The 15,037-nt window shown below is 72.7% G+C and carries 16 protein-coding genes and 1 riboswitch; of the genes, 8 read left to right on the top strand and 8 right to left on the bottom strand.

The genetic code is table 11. The annotated features are described in order from the left end of the window. Positions 1–3 precede the first annotated feature (3 nt). The 4 genes from gcvH to BGP03_RS26405 all read left to right on the top strand — a co-directional run bounded on the left by gcvH (position 4) and on the right by BGP03_RS26405 (position 2,272). A complete protein-coding gene (gene gcvH, locus BGP03_RS26420; protein ID WP_298797704.1) occupies positions 4–390 on the top strand; it encodes a glycine cleavage system protein GcvH in 387 nt (128 codons plus the stop codon). 80 nt (positions 391–470) lie between these two features. Beyond that, positions 471–908 (top strand): glycogen accumulation regulator GarA, encoded by a 438-nt coding sequence (garA, locus tag BGP03_RS26415; RefSeq protein ID WP_296369835.1) that lies wholly within the window; start codon positions 471–473, stop codon positions 906–908. 112 nt (positions 909–1,020) lie between these two features. After that, positions 1,021–1,494, top strand: a complete 474-nt coding sequence (locus BGP03_RS26410) for a bifunctional nuclease family protein (protein WP_296369833.1) — start codon at positions 1,021–1,023, stop codon at positions 1,492–1,494. Between the two features lie 199 nt (positions 1,495–1,693). Then, complete coding sequence (locus tag BGP03_RS26405) at positions 1,694–2,272, top strand: MerR family transcriptional regulator (protein WP_296369831.1); 579 nt, start codon at positions 1,694–1,696, stop codon at positions 2,270–2,272. 104 nt (positions 2,273–2,376) lie between these two features. Here the strand turns inward: BGP03_RS26405 and BGP03_RS26400 are convergent, their stop codons facing one another. Genes BGP03_RS26400 through BGP03_RS26385 form a run of 4 tightly spaced genes read right to left on the bottom strand, consistent with a single transcriptional unit; the run spans position 2,377 to position 4,995 of the window. Beyond that, the gene (locus BGP03_RS26400) at positions 2,377–2,667 is read right to left on the bottom strand and encodes a YiaA/YiaB family inner membrane protein (RefSeq protein WP_298797707.1); all 291 of its coding nucleotides are present in this window, start codon (positions 2,665–2,667) and stop codon (positions 2,377–2,379) included. A 44-nt stretch (positions 2,668–2,711) separates the two neighbouring features. Further along, positions 2,712–3,398, bottom strand: coding sequence for a GntR family transcriptional regulator (locus tag BGP03_RS26395; RefSeq protein WP_296369829.1), 687 nt, complete (start codon positions 3,396–3,398; stop codon positions 2,712–2,714). Beyond that, positions 3,398–4,543: an acyl-CoA dehydrogenase family protein gene (locus tag BGP03_RS26390; RefSeq protein WP_298797819.1), complete on the bottom strand. Its 1,146-nt coding sequence runs from the start codon at positions 4,541–4,543 to the stop codon at positions 3,398–3,400. Before BGP03_RS26390 ends, BGP03_RS26395 begins: the two co-directional genes overlap by 1 nt. 38 nt (positions 4,544–4,581) lie before the next feature. After that, positions 4,582–4,995, bottom strand: coding sequence for a DoxX family protein (locus tag BGP03_RS26385; protein WP_296369825.1), 414 nt, complete (start codon positions 4,993–4,995; stop codon positions 4,582–4,584). Between the two features lie 95 nt (positions 4,996–5,090). Continuing rightward, positions 5,091–5,187, top strand: a riboswitch (glycine riboswitch). Positions 5,188–5,337: 150 nt separating this feature from the next. Between BGP03_RS26385 and gcvP the strand changes: the two genes are divergently transcribed. Then, complete coding sequence (gene gcvP / locus BGP03_RS26380) at positions 5,338–8,211, top strand: aminomethyl-transferring glycine dehydrogenase (RefSeq protein ID WP_298797710.1); 2,874 nt, start codon at positions 5,338–5,340, stop codon at positions 8,209–8,211. A 279-nt stretch (positions 8,212–8,490) separates the two neighbouring features. Here gcvP and BGP03_RS26375 read toward each other — a convergent pair whose 3' ends face one another. Continuing rightward, positions 8,491–9,342 carry a 3-methyladenine DNA glycosylase gene (locus tag BGP03_RS26375; RefSeq protein WP_296369822.1) on the bottom strand — a complete coding sequence of 284 codons (852 nt, stop codon included), beginning with the start codon at positions 9,340–9,342 and terminating at the stop codon, positions 8,491–8,493. 254 nt (positions 9,343–9,596) lie between these two features. On the opposite strand from BGP03_RS26375, the gene BGP03_RS26370 reads away from it, so the two are divergent. Further along, positions 9,597–9,764, top strand: a complete 168-nt coding sequence (locus BGP03_RS26370) for a hypothetical protein (protein ID WP_296366438.1) — start codon at positions 9,597–9,599, stop codon at positions 9,762–9,764. Positions 9,765–9,984: 220 nt separating this feature from the next. On the opposite strand, the gene BGP03_RS26365 is transcribed toward BGP03_RS26370, so the two are convergent. Further along, positions 9,985–11,028 (bottom strand): hemolysin family protein, encoded by a 1,044-nt coding sequence (locus BGP03_RS26365; protein WP_296366437.1) that lies wholly within the window; start codon positions 11,026–11,028, stop codon positions 9,985–9,987. After that, positions 11,021–12,376, bottom strand: a complete 1,356-nt coding sequence (locus BGP03_RS26360) for a hemolysin family protein (RefSeq protein ID WP_296366435.1) — start codon at positions 12,374–12,376, stop codon at positions 11,021–11,023. Before BGP03_RS26360 ends, BGP03_RS26365 begins: the two co-directional genes overlap by 8 nt. Before the next feature lie 288 nt (positions 12,377–12,664). On the opposite strand from BGP03_RS26360, the gene coaA reads away from it, so the two are divergent. Both coaA and BGP03_RS26350 read left to right on the top strand, forming a co-directional pair. After that, on the top strand, positions 12,665–13,612 hold the full coding sequence (gene coaA / locus BGP03_RS26355) for a type I pantothenate kinase (protein ID WP_296366433.1): 948 nt from the start codon (positions 12,665–12,667) through the stop codon (positions 13,610–13,612). Between the two features lie 59 nt (positions 13,613–13,671). After that, complete coding sequence (locus tag BGP03_RS26350; protein WP_296366431.1) at positions 13,672–14,136, top strand: MarR family transcriptional regulator; 465 nt, start codon at positions 13,672–13,674, stop codon at positions 14,134–14,136. Here BGP03_RS26350 and BGP03_RS26345 read toward each other — a convergent pair. Beyond that, complete coding sequence (locus BGP03_RS26345) at positions 14,133–14,927, bottom strand: DUF427 domain-containing protein (RefSeq protein WP_296366429.1); 795 nt, start codon at positions 14,925–14,927, stop codon at positions 14,133–14,135. The two genes, BGP03_RS26350 and BGP03_RS26345, sit on opposite strands and share 4 nt — an antisense overlap. Between the last annotated feature and the right edge of the window lie 110 nt (positions 14,928–15,037).

The following is a 15,037-nucleotide window of genomic DNA, read 5'->3' as shown; positions in this document are numbered from 1 at the left end:
GGCGTGATCCCCGAGGACCTGCGCTACACCGAAGCCCACGAGTGGGTGCGCGAGCTGGGGGACGGGGTGGTCCGGATCGGTATCACCGACCACGCCCAGTCCCAGCTCGGCGACGTCGTGTTCGTCCAGCTGCCCGACGTCGGCGCCTCCGTCGCCGCGGGTGCCGCGGTGGGGGAGGTGGAGTCCACGAAGTCGGTCTCCGACCTCTACGCCCCGGTCAGCGGGACGATCGTGGCCGTCAACGACGCGCTCGCCGACAACCCCGAGCTGATCAACAGTGGGCCCTACGAGGCCGGTTGGATGATCGACGTGCAGCTCGCGGACGGCGCCACCGGCGCTCCCGCGGACCTGCTCGACGCTGCTGCCTACGGCGCGCTCGTCGGCAGCTGACGACGCGGTAGGTTGACGCCACCGCTCCACAGATCCCACCCGTACGGTTCCATCAGACACTGCCAGGAGGAGTCCCCGAGGTGACCACGAACGACGGGCCCGGCGTACCCCCGGAGCGTTCCCCCGAGACCACATCGGTCTTCCGGGCGGACTTCCTCTCCGAGGTCGAGCCCCCCGCACAGGACCAGCCGGTGTCCGGCGCCGACGCTCTCCCCGAGGGCGCCGCCCTGCTGGTGGTCAAGCGCGGGCCCAACGCGGGGTCGAGGTTCCTGCTGGACCGCGCGTCGACCAGCGCGGGCCGCCATCCCGACAGCGACATCTTCCTCGACGACGTCACCGTGTCGCGCCGCCACGCGGAGTTCCGCAACGACGCCGGCGAGTTCGTCGTCGTCGACGTCGGCAGCCTCAACGGCACCTACGTCAACCGCGAGCCGGTCGACACGGCGGTGCTCGTGAACGGCGACGAGGTCCAGATCGGGAAGTTCCGGCTGGTGTTCATCACCGGCGCCCGGTCCTGACGCCGCCTTCTGACCGTCCGCCACCGCCCGACGCCCGTCCGGAGGCGGGCGCGCGGCGGGCGTCACGTGTAGCGTCGAACCACAGCAGGACCACCCAAGAGGAGGGAAGCGCATGAGTGAGATGCGCGTCGTGGGGGTTCGGGTCGAACTGCCCCAGAACCAGCCGATCCTCCTGTTGCGGGAGACGAGTGGTGATCGCTACCTGCCGATCTGGATCGGCTCGGTGGAGGCCACCGCGATCGCCCTGGAGCAGCAGGGTGTGAAGCCTGCCCGCCCGTTGACGCACGACCTCCTCAAGGACGTGATCGCCGGGCTCGGACGTCGCCTGGAGCAGGTACGCATCACCGATCTGCAGGAGGGCACGTTCTTCGCCGAGCTGATCTTCGACGGCGGGGTGAAGGTGTCCGCGCGGCCGAGCGACTCGGTGGCGCTGGCGCTGCGGATCGGCGTGCCGATCCACGCCGACGAGAGTGTCCTCGCCGAGGCCGGGTTGATCATCCCGGACGAGCAGGAGGACGAGGTGGAGAAGTTCCGGGAGTTCCTGGACAGTATTTCTCCCGAGGATTTCCGAGGCGCCCAGCCCTGATCAGGGCTGCGGTGTTGTGCGGGTCGGCTTCTCTGCTGAGGATTTCCGAGGCGCCCAGCCCTGATCCGGACGCCGACACGCCCGTCCGCGGGTGACCTCTCCCGGCGCGTCGCGTTGACCGGCCGCGGGCATCCGCTTACGGTCAGCACCTACAGTGGGTCGCGTCGTTCGAGGCGCGACCCCGGCGGGAAGGAGCTCGGTGGAAGACCCGCCGTCCGGCACGCCCGAACAGGGCGAGCTCTTTCCTGACCCCCTCCTCGGCGCGGGGTTCGACGGGATGCCCGACCAGCTCGTCGGCTTCCGCGGCCCCACGGCCACGCAGGTCGTGGGCATCACCTACCGGCAGCTGGACTACTGGGCCCGCACCGGCCTGGTCGTCCCGTCGATCCGCGGGGCCGCGGGATCCGGGTCGCAGCGCCTGTACTCCTTCAAGGACGTGCTGGTCCTGAAGGTCGTCAAGCGGCTGCTCGACGCCGGGGTGTCGCTGCAGAACATCCGGGTCGCCGTGGAGCACCTGCGCCGGCGCGGCATCCGCGACCTCGCCGGCATCACGCTCTTCAGCGACGGCACCACCGTCTACGAGTGCAGCTCGCCCGAGGAGGTCGTCGACCTGCTGCGCGGTGGCCAGGGCGTCTTCGGCATCGCCGTCTCCGGCGCGATGCGCGAGATCAGCGGCTCGATCAAGGACTTCCCGGTGGAGCGCGCCGACGGGGGCACCGTCGACGAGGCCCCGGAGGACGAGCTCTCCCGCCGTCGCACCCGCCGGGCCATCAGCTGACGTCACCCGGCGGACCCCCGGCACGTTCATGATCAGCGGTTGGGCGCGGAATCGGCCGGAAACGCGCCGAATCGTCGGTCATGACGGCTCCCACGCCCATGGGCCTAGCTCTCCACCCTGAACGGGTCGTGCTCGGCCAGCAGCTTGTCGAGCCGGGCCTGGTCCACGCGGCTGAGCACCGTGGTGGACTCCTGCCGGTCCCGGACGACCTTGGCGAGGGTGAACGCCGACGTGGTCACCCACAGCACGCTGACCGCCAGGAACGCGCGGATCCAGGGGTCGGCGGGCATGTTCCACAGGGCGACGGCGACGGCCAGCAGCGAGAGGCCGAAGGAGATCACGGCCTGCAGGTGGAAGGCGGCGGTGGTCGGGGCCGACGGGGGCTTCGTTGTCATGCATCGAAGTGTCGGCCGTCACGTGGCCGCGGGCGTCCGTGGAACTACGGGACGCAGGTCTCGGCTCGGTCCAGCACCCCGTTGTCGACGAGGTGCTCCAGCAGGAGCCGCCCGACGTGCTCGATGTGCTCGGACATCGCCCGCCGCGCCGCCTCGGGGTGGCCGGCGTCGAGCGCGGTGAAGACCGCCTCGTGGTCGTGGGCGGACGCGTCGGCCCAGCCCTCGACGCGCCCGAAGTGCCCCAGCGGCACGTAGTGCACGGTGCCGGCCAGCATCGAGGCCAGCCGGTGGGCGCCGGGCGCCTTGTTGATCGTGCGGTGGATCTCGTGGTTGAGCGCGTCCACCCGGGCGGCGTCGCCGGCCCGCGCGGCGTCCTCCAGGTCGCGCTGGACCGCCCGCAGCCGCGCGATCTCCCCGGCCGGCAGCACGGTGGCCGCCCTCGCCGCGAGCTCGCCGGCGAGGTGGGCCTGCACCGCGAAGACGTCCTCGACGTCGCCCCGGGTCAGGGGCACCACCCGGAAGCCGCGCCGGGGTTCCCAGCGCAGCGTGCCCTCGCTCTGGAGGATCATCAGCGCCTCGCGCACGGGTGTGGCGCTGACGCCCAGCCGTGCGGCCAGGTGCTCCACGCGTACGTACGCCGACGCCCGCAGCTCGCCGACCATGATCGCCTCGCGGACGTGGCCGGCCACCCGCTCGCTGAGCTGGCGCCCATCGAACGACGACGCAGCCACTACTCCAACCCGCCGCGCTTCACGAGCTGCGCGGCGATGACGTTGCGCTGGATCTCGTTGGTGCCCTCGCCGACGATCATCAGCGGGGCGTCGCGGAAGTAGCGCTCGACGTCGAACTCGGTGGAGTAGCCGTAGCCGCCGTGGATGCGCACCGCGTCCAGGGCCACCTCCATGGCCATCTCCGAGGCGAACAGCTTGGCCATGCCGGCCTCCATGTCCACCCGCTGGCCGGCGTCGTAGCGCTGGGCGGCGTGCAGGATCAGCTCCCGGGCCGCGACGATCTTGGTGCCCATGTTCGCCAGGTAGTTGCCGATGGACTGGTGCTTCCAGATGGGCTGCCCGAAGCTCTCGCGGTCCTGGGCGTACCGCAGGGCGTCGTCGAAGGCGGCGCGGGCCACGCCGAGTGCCCGGGCGGCCACCTGGATGCGTCCGGTCTCCAGGCCCTTCATCATCTGGCCGAAGCCCTGGCCCTCCACGCCGCCGAGCAGCGCGTCGGTGGGCACGTGCATGTCGTCGAACTGCAGCTCGCAGCTCTCGACGCCCTTGTAGCCCAGCTTGGGCAGGTCCTTGGACACCGTGAGCCCGGGGCCGTGCTCCACCAGCAGTATCGAGACGCCGCGGTGCTTGGGCTCGGCGGCCGGGTCGGTCTTGCACAGCAGGGCGATGAGCTGGGAGCGGCGCGAGTTGGTGATCCAGGTCTTCGCGCCGTTCACGACGTAGCCGTCGCCCTCGCGGCGGGCGGCGGTGGTCATCGCCTGCAGGTCGGAGCCGCCGCCGGGCTCGGTGAGCGCCATGGTGGCCCGGACCTCGCCGGTGGCCATCCGGGGGAGGTAGCGCTGCTTCTGCTCCTCGGTGCCGAAGGCCAGCAGCAGCTTGGAGACCACGGTGTGGCCGCCCATGGCGCCGGCCAGGCTCATCCAGCCCCGCGCCAGCTCGGCGGTGACCAGCGCGTAGCACGGCATCGAGACCGGGGCCTCGCCGTAGGGCTCGGGGATGGCCAGCCCGAAGATCCCGAGCTCCTTCATCTGCTCGATGAGCTTCTCGGGGTACTCGTCGGCGTGCTCCAGCTCGCGGACCACGGGGCGCACCTCGCGGTCCACGAACTCGCGCACGACGTCGACGACGGCCTGTTCTTCGGTGCTCAGCTCCACGGCCGTCAACATAATATAGAGTTCGCGTTCCGTCAGCGTCCTGTGACGAGCTCGGCCGCGATCCGCCGCACCCGGGCGCTGCGCAGGTAGAGCGTCACCCAGGCGACGATCCCGGTGTAGACGGGGAACAGCAGGGTCGACAGCAGCGGGGCCTCGATGCGCAGCTGGGAGCACACCGCGCCGCCGAGGTAGCCCGTGAGCAGCACCGCACCGAGCAGCGAGGTGCGCGGCACCAGGTAGAGCACGAGGCAGACGAGCAGGGTCGCCCCGATGACCGGCACCGCGGAGGGCGGGAAGCCCATCTGCACCGTGGCGTCGACGACGGCCCGGACCTGCAGCAGCTTCGTGATGCAGTCGAACGCGAGGAACAGCGAGAGCAGGACGGTCAGCACGATGCCGGCGATCGAGGCGGTGCGGCTGACGGCGGGAACGGTGGTCGTGGTCATCGTGGGCTCCTGTTTCCGGTAGCGGATCGATCACAGGGCAGACCACGGACACCGGGAAACCTCACCGGTCGCGCTAGAGTGGGCGGCGCAGTCGCCGAACCAGCGCGGGAGAGACCCGGACCAACCGAGCCGGGCGCCGAAGGAGCAAATCCTCCCCGGAATCTCTCAGGCACCCAGGACCGCGCCGGTGAGACGCCTCTGGAAAGCGATGCCTGCGCACGTGCAGGCGTCCGCCGACGGGGAAAGCCCGGCTCGCCGGGTGAATCTCTCAGGCGCCCGGGTACCGGGCGGAGACAGAGGGGGAGGGCAGGTCCGCGCGCCGCCCGAAACCCTGGAGTCTCCTTGTCCGAGCGCAGCTCTCTCCGTGATCTCGAGCGCGGCACGCCGTTCGCCGACCGCCACATCGGCCCCCGCCCGGCCGAGCTGGACACCGTGCTCGCCGCGATCGGTGCCGGGTCGCTCGACGAGCTGGCCGCCGCGGCCGTGCCCGACAGCATCCAGGACCACGCGCTGCCCGGCCTGCCGCCGGCCGCCACGGAGAGCGAGGTGCTGGCCGAGCTGCGCCGGCTGGCCGACCGCAACACCGTGACCGTCCCGATGATCGGGCTGGGCTACTCGGGCACCGTCACGCCGACGGTGATCCTCCGCAACGTGCTGGAGAACCCCGCCTGGTACACCGCGTACACGCCCTACCAGCCGGAGATCAGCCAGGGCCGGCTCGAGGCGCTGCTGACGTTCCAGACCACGGTGTCGGACCTGACCGGGCTGCCGGTGGCCGGGGCGTCGCTGCTCGACGAGGCGACGGCGGCCGCCGAGGCGATGACGCTGCTGCGCCGGGCCGGGAAGTCGCCGAGCAACCGCTTCGTGGTGGACGCCGACACGCTGCCCCAGACCCTCGAGGTGCTGCACACGCGCGCGGCCCCGCTCGGTATCGAGCTCGTGGTGGCCGGAGGGTCGCTCGCGGGCCCGGGCAACGACGCCGATGAGCTGCCGGACGGTGACTTCTTCGGTGCCCTGGTGTCCTACCCGGGGGCCTCGGGCGCCGTGCGCGACCTGCGTCCCGTGATCGACGCGGCCCACGAGCGGGGCGCGCTCGTCGCCGTCGCCGCCGACCTGCTCGCGCTGACCCTGCTCACCCCGCCCGGCGAGCTCGGCGCCGACGCCGCCGTGGGCACCACGCAGCGCTTCGGCGTACCGCTGGGCTTCGGCGGCCCGCACGCCGGCTACCTGTCGGTGGGCCAGAAGCTCGCCCGTCAGCTCCCGGGCCGCCTCGTCGGCCTCTCCCGGGACGCCGACGGCCGTCCCGCGCTGCGCCTGGCGCTGCAGACCCGGGAGCAGCACATCCGCCGGGAGAAGGCCACGTCGAACATCTGCACCGCGCAGGTGCTGCTCGCCGTCGTCGCCGCCTGCTACGCCGTCTACCACGGCCCCGACGGGCTGCGCCGCATCGCCGAGCGGGCCCACCGGATGGCGGTGGTGCTCGCGGCGGGTCTGCGCAGCGGGGGAGTGGGGGTCGTCCACGACGCGTTCTTCGACACCGTGCAGGCCCGGGTGCCCGGCCGCGCCGAGGCGGTCACCGACGCCGCCCACGCCGCCGGGATCGCGCTGCGCCGGGTGGATGCCGACACCGTCGGCATCGCCTGCTCGGAGCTGACCACCGTGGCGCACCTGGAGACGGTCTGGGCCGCCTTCGGGATCACGGCCGACGCGACCGCTCTGGACACCGCCACCGAGGACGCCCTGCCCGGGGCGCTGGCCCGCACCAGCGGCTACCTGACCCACCCGGTGTTCCACGAGCACCGCTCGGAGACCTCGCTGATGCGCTGGCTGCGCCGCCTCGCCGACGCCGACCTCGCGCTGGACCGCACGATGATCCCGCTCGGCTCGTGCACGATGAAGCTCAACGCGGCCACCGAGATGGAGCCGGTCACCTGGCCCGCGTTCGCCGACCTGCACCCGTTCGCCCCCGAGGCCGACGCCGCCGGCACGCTGGAGCTGATCGCCGATCTGGAGCGCTGGCTGGCCGAGCTCACCGGCTACGCGGCGGTCTCCCTGCAGCCCAACGCGGGCAGCCAGGGCGAGTTCGCGGGCCTGCTGGCCATCGCGGCCTACCACCGCAGCCGCGGTGACCACCACCGCGACGTCTGCCTGATCCCGGCCAGCGCCCACGGCACCAACGCCGCGTCGGCCGTGATGGCGGGCATGCGCGTGGTGGTGGTGGCCACGAGCCCGACCGGCGACGTCGACCTCGACGACCTGCGGGCGAAGATCGCCGAGCACCGCGATGCCCTCGCCGCGCTGATGATCACCTACCCGTCCACGCACGGCGTCTTCGAGGCGGGGGTCCGCGACGTCTGCGACGCCGTGCACGAGGCCGGCGGGCAGGTCTACGTCGACGGCGCGAACCTCAACGCTCTGGTCGGCGTCGCACGGCCCGGCGCGTTCGGTGGCGACGTGAGCCACCTGAACCTGCACAAGACGTTCTGCATCCCGCACGGTGGCGGCGGGCCCGGTGTCGGCCCGGTGGCCGTGGCCGAGCACCTGGCCCCGTTCCTGCCGGGTCGTGGCGTCGTGGGTGCGGTCTCGGCCGCCCCGCACGGCAGCCCCGGCGTGCTGCCCATCTCGTGGGCCTACGTGCGTCTGATGGGGGCCGACGGCCTGCGCCGCGCCACCCTGACGGCCATCGCGGCCGCCAACTACGTGGCGACCCGGCTGGGCGAGCACTACCCGGTGCTCTACGCGGGTGCCGGCGGGCACGTGGCCCACGAGTGCATCCTCGACCTGCGGGGCATCACGAAGGACTCGGGCGTCACCGTGGACGACGTGGCCAAGCGGCTCGCCGACTACGGCCTGCACGCCCCGACGATGTCGTTCCCGGTGGCCGGCACGCTCATGGTGGAGCCCACTGAGAGCGAGGACCTGGCCGAGATCGACCGCTTCGTCGACGCCATGATCGGCATCCGCGGGGAGATCGACCGGGTGGCGGCGGGGGAGTGGCCGGTGGACGACAACCCGCTGCGCGGCGCCCCGCACACCGCGGCGTGCATGACCGACAAGTGGGACCACCCCTACACCCGCGAGCAGGCCGCGTACCCCGCCGGCGTGACGCCCGGCGTGCACGGCCACAAGGTGTGGCCGCCGGTGCGGCGCATCGACGGCGCCCACGGCGACCGCAACCTCGTGTGCAGCTGCCCGCCCGTGGCGGCCTACTCCTGAGCGTCGCCCGGTCCTGGGCATCACCGTCGCCCGCGCAACCTCCTGCCCCTCACTGTCGTAGCGAGGTCGCGCGGACGACGATCACACGGGAGGCGGCCCCCTCCACGAACCCGCCTCCCGTGCCCAACGAGTCGCTCCGGGCCCGACCTGATACATCTCCGCGGAAAGAGATCGCCTGCCACTCGTTCCATGTGTCAAGCATTCATTGACGCCAGCACACTGTCGATCAAAGATTGACCGACCAACCCGCAGTGATCCGGGGCAGCCGGGCCCGGCTCGTCAGGCCAGGAGCTCGTCGCACACGGCGACGAGGTGGGACCGCAGGGGAGCGGCGCGCCCGGCGAAGCCGGCCTGGGCGCGGGCGTACTCGGCCCGCCCGGCCGGGGTCTCGATCGCCACGGGCGGGTAGCCGAGATCGGCGAGGTCGTAGGGGCTCGCGCGCATGTCGAGCTCCCGGACGTCGACGGCGAGCGCGAAGCAGTCGGCCAGCAGCTCCGACGGGGTGACCGGGGCGAGCTTGTAGGCCCACTTGTAGAGATCCATGGTGGCGTGCAGGCAGCCCGGCTGCTCGTGGGCCACCTGGTCCTCGCGCTCGGGCGTGAGGGCGTTCAGGGGGCGCGCCGCGGCGGTGAAGAAGCGGAACGCGTCGTGGTGGGTGCAGTGCACCGGCAGCTGCTCCACGACGGCGTCGGTGCCGGCGGCGCCCAGCCGCAGCGGCACGGCGTCGTGGCGGGGCGCGTCGCTGCGGTAGACCATCGCCCACTCGTGCAGGCCGAAGCAACCCAGCCGGGCGGGCCGCGACGCCGTGGCCACCAGCAGCGCGCGCACGAACGACGCGGTGCCGGCGATCCGCTCGGGCAGCGCGGCGACGTCGAGGCGCACCCCGTCTCCGTCGCGGACGTAGCCGAGCCGGTCGAGGAACTCCTCCGCGTCCCCGAGCAGCACGCCGGGACCGGGGTGCCACTCCTCGAGGCGCACCGGGCGCAGCGAGTAGTAGGTGAACAGGAAGTCCATGACGGGGTGGGTCTCGTGGCGCCGGCGGCGCTCGCGGTGGGGGAGCGTCCAGCGCTCGATCCGCACCCGGTGGGCGGCGGCACGGGCCCGCCACGCCCGCCCGTCGAGTGACTCCACGCGGCCGACCGTACCTCGTAGTGATGAAACCGGAACTATCGCCCTAACAGCGCGCTGACCTGCACCGACAGCCCGGGCAACACCTGGCGATCACCGGCGTCGGCGACGAGGCCCTGCACCTGCGCCGCGCCAGCAGCGACAACCTGGTGCGCGGCAACCTGATCCAGCGCGCGGGCCTGCGCACGCCGGCCATCGGGGAGGGCATCTACGTCAGCAGCGCGCAGAGCCCGGTCGACGGGTTCCAGCTGCACTAGGTGGTCGAGGGCTGGGCGCTGGACACCGTGTTCGCCGGCAACAACGCCACCGTCAACGGCACCGGCTACGGGTTCACGATCACCACCAACAAGGACCCCAACCGGGTGACCTGCACCAACAAGGTGTTCCAGGCCGCCAAGGGCTACGCGAACGTCGCCTGCCGCTGACCCGGCGGGCTCAGGGGGCGACGGCCCGGCTTGTCCGTGCGCGCGCCCGCCAGGGCTCGGCCATCACGTCGTCGACGACCAGGGAGACGCGGCCGGCCGCACCCTGCGGTGCCGCGCCCGGGTCGATGGTGGTCGCCCACGATGCTGCTGTTCGCGCTGGTCACGGGGTTCGAGCCGGCGACGGCCCGTGGCGGCGGCCCTGGCCCTGAGGACCTGGCGCTCAGCGTGTGGTGTGGGTGGAGTCCGACACCGTGCCGACGAAGTGCTCGATGAGGTCCTCCAGCGTCACCAGCCCGACCGTGACGCCGCGGGCGTCGTTGACCCGGCCCAGGTGCGCCCCGGTGCGGCGCAGCTCGGCCAGCGCCTCGTCCAGCCGGGCCGCGGCGCGCACCTCGGGCAGGGCGCGTACCCGCTCCGCGGGCACCTCGGCGCCGGCGTCGTCGATGAGGTCGAGGATGTCCTTGACGTGCAGGTAGCCGGCGAAGCGCCCCTCGGGGCCGAGCACCGGGAACCGGGAGAACCCGGTGTCGGCCACCACCCGGGCCACGTCGCTCACGAGCGGCCGGACCGGCAGCACCACGAACTCGTCACGGGGGATGAGGACGTCGACGACCGTGGCCCCCACGGAGCTCAGCGTGCGCTCCAGGCGCTGGGACTCGTCGTCGTCGAGCAGCCCCTCCCGGCCGGACTCGGCGATGAGGTCGGCCAGCTCGCCCGAGGTGAACGCCGCCTCCAGCTCGTCGCGCGGCTCCACCTTCAGCAGCTTCAGCACCCCGTTGGCCATGACGTTGAACAGCTCGATCAACGGGCGCATCGCGGTGGTGAACACGAGGAAGGGCGGCACGAGCAGGATCGCGGTGCGTTCCGGACCGGCGATCGCGATGTTCTTGGGCACCATCTCGCCGATCACCATGTGCGCCACCACCACGACGGCGAGCGACAGCGCGAACGCGATCGGTTCGAGCACGGCCTCCGGCAACCCGGCCCAGGTGAAGGGCCGCCCGATGAGGTGGGCGACCGCGGGCTCGCCGAGGCGGCCCAGCAGCAGGGAGCAGATCGTGATGCCCAGCTGCGACGCCGCGAGCATGCGGGAGAGGTCGGCGCCGGCCTTCAGCACCGTGCGGGCGCCGGCGACCCCGGACCGGGCCATGGCGTCGAGCCGGTCGCGGCGCGCGGAGACCAGCGCGAACTCGGCGCCGACGAAGAACGCGTTGGTGGCCAGCAGCGCGACGGCGGCCAGCAGCGCGAGCAGGTCGCTACCCACGGGCCACCTCCGGGACCGCACGCCCGGCGACGTCGACGGTGGCGCCCGGACGGGCCAGCCGCAGCTCGGCCAGCCGGTTGCGGTCGCGGCGCATCACGGTGAGGCGCCATCCGGCGACGACGAGGTCCGTGCCGACGTCGGGGATGCGGCCCAGCCGGGCCAGCACCAGCCCGGCCAGGGTCTCGTACTCGCCCTCGGGCATCTCGAAGCCGGTGGCCTCGGCCACCTCGTCGGCGCGCAGCAGCCCCGACATCAGCCACACCCCGGTGGCCAGCGGCCGGACGCGGGCCTGCTCGACGCGGTCGTGCTCGTCGCGCACCTCGCCGACGATCTCCTCGACGAGGTCCTCCAGCGTGACGATGCCGGCGGTGCCGCCGTACTCGTCGACCACCAGGGCAATCTGCAGCCCGGACCGGCGCAGTGTGGTGAGCAGCGCGTCGCCGTCGAGGGACTCGGGCACCGTCGGCACCGGCTGGATCAGCTCGCGCACGGTGACCCGCGCGCGGTCGGGCACCGGCACCCCGAACGCCTGCTTGACGTGCACGGCGCCGAGCACGACGTCCGGGTCGCTGTCGTAGACGGGGAAGCGGGAGAAGCCGCTGCGCCGCGACAGCGCGACCAGATCGTCCACCGTGTCGTCGGCGGCGAGGAACTCGCTGCGCACGCGGGGGGTCATGAGGTCCTCGGCCACGCGGTCGGTGAAGCGCAGCGAGCGGTCCAGCAGGGTGGCGGTGCCGGCATCGAGGGTGCCGTGCTGGGCGCTGGTGCGCACGAGCGAGCTGAGCTCCCGCGGTGAGCGGGCCGAGCGCAGCTCCTCGGCCGGTTCGACGCCCAGGCGTCGGACGATCGTGTTGGCCAGCGCGTTGAGGCCGCTGATCAGCCAGCGGAACGTGGTGGCGAACCCGCTCTGCAGCCAGACCACGGCGCGGGCGGTACGCAGCGGGTCGGCGATGGCGAGGTTCTTGGGCACGAGCTCGCCGAACACCATCGACAGGGTGGTGGCCAGCAGCAGGGACAGGACGGTGGCGACGCCGTCGGCGAACCCGGCGGGGATGCCGATGCCGACCAGGCCCGGGCGGAACAGCGCCGCGATCGCGGGCTCCGCGATGTAGCCGGTGACCAGGGTGGTGACGGTGATGCCCAGCTGGCTGCCCGAGAGCTGGAACGACAGGTTGCGGTGGGCGCGCTGCACCCGGCGAGCGGCCCGGTCATCGCACTCGGCGACGTGGCTGTCGACCTGGCTGCGCTCCAGCGCGGTGAGCGCGAACTCCGACGCGACGGACACGGCGGTGCCGGCCGTCAGCGCGACCACGGCCAGCAGGCCGAGCAGGGACCAGAGAACGGTCACGACACACCCACACCGGCGCGGGGGAGCCGGGCATTGCCCGGCCCCGTACAGCAGCCCGGCTCGGCGGGGCGTGCGGTGGGCACGGGGACGACTCCTCGAGAAGGGTGGGGCCAGTGTAGGCCGCCCGGTCCAACCGGGAGTGCCCGGCCGCGCTGCCGGGGGCGCCGATGCAGGTCCACAGCCGGGAGTGCCGCGCGCGGGGCCAGCAGGCCCGCCCACCGACTGTTCGGTGAGCCGCGCGTCACCTCGGGGCGACCGGAAGCGGTCTGGCCTCTAGGTTGCTGGTTCATGAACGGCAGCCGCACCGGTGCGCGTGAGGCCTCGTCGCCCTTCGTCGACTTCGACCGGGCGTCGTGGGCCAAGCTGGGGGAGGCCACCCCGCTGCCGCTGACCGCGGAGGAGCTCGACCGCGTCCGCAGCTTCGGTGACGCCGTGGACCTCGACGAGGTCCGCCACGTCTACCTGCCCCTGTCGCGGCTGCTCACGCTGCACGTCCAGGAGGGCGGCCGGCTCTACCGCGCCTACCGCACGTTCCTCGGCAACACGAACGCACGGACGCCGTTCGTCATCGGGATCGCGGGGTCGGTGTCGGTCGGCAAGTCCACCACCGCACGGCTGCTGCGCCTGCTCTTGGCCCGATGGCCCCAGCACCCGCGGGTGGAGCTGGTGACCACCGACGGGTTCCTGCTTCCCAACGCCGAGCTGGCCAGGCGCGGCCTGATGGAGCGCAAGGGCTTCCCGGAGTCCTACGACCGGCGCGCGCTGCTGCGGTTCGTCACCGAGGTGAAGGCGGGCCGCTCGGAGGTGACGGCGCCGGTGTACTCCCACCTCGTCTACGACATCGTCGAGGGCGAGCGGATGACCGTGCACCGTCCCGACATCCTGCTGCTGGAGGGCCTGAACGTCCTGCAGCCCAGCGGCTCGGGCTCGCTCGCGGTGAGCGACTTCATCGACTTCTCGGTCTACGTCGACGCCGCCACCGACGACATCCGGCGCTGGTACGTCGACCGCTTCCTGCGGCTGCGCGAGACCGCGTTCCGCGACCCGGAGTCCTACTTCCGCCGCTACGCCGAGCTCGACGAGGACCAGGCGGTCGCCCGGGCCGAGCAGATCTGGGCGACGATCAACGGCCCCAACCTGGTGGACAACATCAAGCCCACCCGCGGCCGCGCCAGCCTCGTGCTGCGCAAGGGGGCCGACCACAACGTGACCGGGATCCGGCTGCGCAAGGTCTGATTTGTCCGGAACGGTCGGGGTGGCCACGGGCTGATCAGCGGAGATGGCACGATGGCACGATGAGTGCGCGCACCGCCGACACGGCCGATCCCACGGCCGATGACGCCCGTACCGATCTCGCGGCCCGCCTCCGCCTCACCGTCGGTCGGCTCAACCGCCGCATCCGCATCGACGGCCACGAGTCCATCCCGCCGTTGCAGCTCTCCGCGCTGGTCACCGTCGAGCAGCACGGGCCGCTGCGCCTGTCGGAGCTGGCGCGCCGGGAGGCGGTCACCGCGCCCACGATGAGCAGGGTGCTCACCTCGCTCGTCGACCAGGGTCTGGTCTACCGCGAGCCCGACCCCCAGGACGCCCGCGGGGTGCTGATCACGCTGTCCGAGCTCGGCTCCGCCCAGCTCGACGACGTGCGCAGCCACCGCACCGCGCTGGTGGCGCGGCGCCTGGCCCGGCTCGACCCCGACCAGCTCGCCGCGCTGCACACCGCGATGCCGGCGCTGGAGGCACTCCTGGTGGACGAGGACTAGGTGGCCGCGCCGTCCACCACGATCCGCAGGTCGTCGTGCAGGAGGCTGACGCGGCCCGCGAGGCGGGCCGACTCCGCCAACGGCTCGTCGTAGCCCCAGGCGGCGTCGGTGAGCTCGCGGCCGTCGCCGAGGCGCACCGTCCAGTAGCGGGCGTCGCCCTTGTACGGGCAGTGCGTGGACGTGGCGGTGGGCTCCAGCGGCACCTTCACCTCGTCGGGGGAGAGGTAGAAGCGCAGCGGCAGCCCGGTCTCGGCCACCACCAGCGGGCGGTGGGTCTCGGCGATCAGCTCGTCGCCGGCGAAGATCTCGACGTGCCGGCTCGACGCGCGCACGTCCACCCGGTGGTAGGGGTCGGTGAGCCCCTTGACCTGCTCGTCCTCGTCGAACCAGGCGTCGGCCGCCTCCCAGTACAGCGACGCCAGCCCGGCCAGCCACGGCGCCTCGGCCGTGGGGGTCGGGTAGGCCCAGAGCGCGTTCTCGACGGTCCGGTCGCCCACGACGAGCGAGCGGTAGGTGGCGTCGCCCTTGAACGGGCAGTGCGTGGAGAGGTCGGTGGCCACGAACGCCGAGGCGTCGAGGTCGGCCTCGGGCACGTAGAGCCGCGGCGGCAGCGCCGTCTCGTGCAGGAGCACGCCGGCGGTGGTGTCGAGGACCGTGCGCCCGGCGAACTCCGCCCGGATCCGGCGCGGGTAGGGGTGCATCAGCAGCTTGTGGGCCGGGCCGTCGATCCGGTAGTTCACGGTGGTGGGCGGCTTCGGCCCGAACGGTGCACCGGGATAGGTCAGCGTCATGGCAGGCTCCTCGGGTTCGGCACTCCCTCAGCGCCAACGCGCCCGGCAGCCGAACATTCCGGCCCGAGGGGAGATCGTGCGCGGAAATCAGTGCCCTGGCCCTGATTTCC

Origin of the sequence: Pseudonocardia sp. 73-21 (assembly GCF_001899645.1) — a bacterium.
GTDB lineage: Bacteria > Actinomycetota > Actinomycetes > Mycobacteriales > Pseudonocardiaceae > Pseudonocardia.
The sequence above is the reverse complement of the archived record's forward strand: the minus strand, read 5'-3'. Positions and strand labels throughout refer to the sequence as shown.

Bases quoted from the DNA above. Each gene is read 5' to 3' on its own strand.
- BGP03_RS26410 (WP_296369833.1), top strand. From the start codon at position 1,021: ATGAGTGAGATGCGCGTCGTGGGGGTTCGGGTCGAACTGCCCCAGAAC.
- BGP03_RS26400 (WP_298797707.1), bottom strand. From the start codon at position 2,667: ATGACAACGAAGCCCCCGTCGGCCCCGACCACCGCCGCCTTCCACCTG.
- BGP03_RS26385 (WP_296369825.1), bottom strand. From the start codon at position 4,995: ATGACCACGACCACCGTTCCCGCCGTCAGCCGCACCGCCTCGATCGCC.
- coaA (WP_296366433.1), top strand. From the start codon at position 12,665: ATGAACGGCAGCCGCACCGGTGCGCGTGAGGCCTCGTCGCCCTTCGTC.
- BGP03_RS26350 (WP_296366431.1), top strand. From the start codon at position 13,672: ATGAGTGCGCGCACCGCCGACACGGCCGATCCCACGGCCGATGACGCC.
- BGP03_RS26345 (WP_296366429.1), bottom strand. From the start codon at position 14,927: ATGACGCTGACCTATCCCGGTGCACCGTTCGGGCCGAAGCCGCCCACC.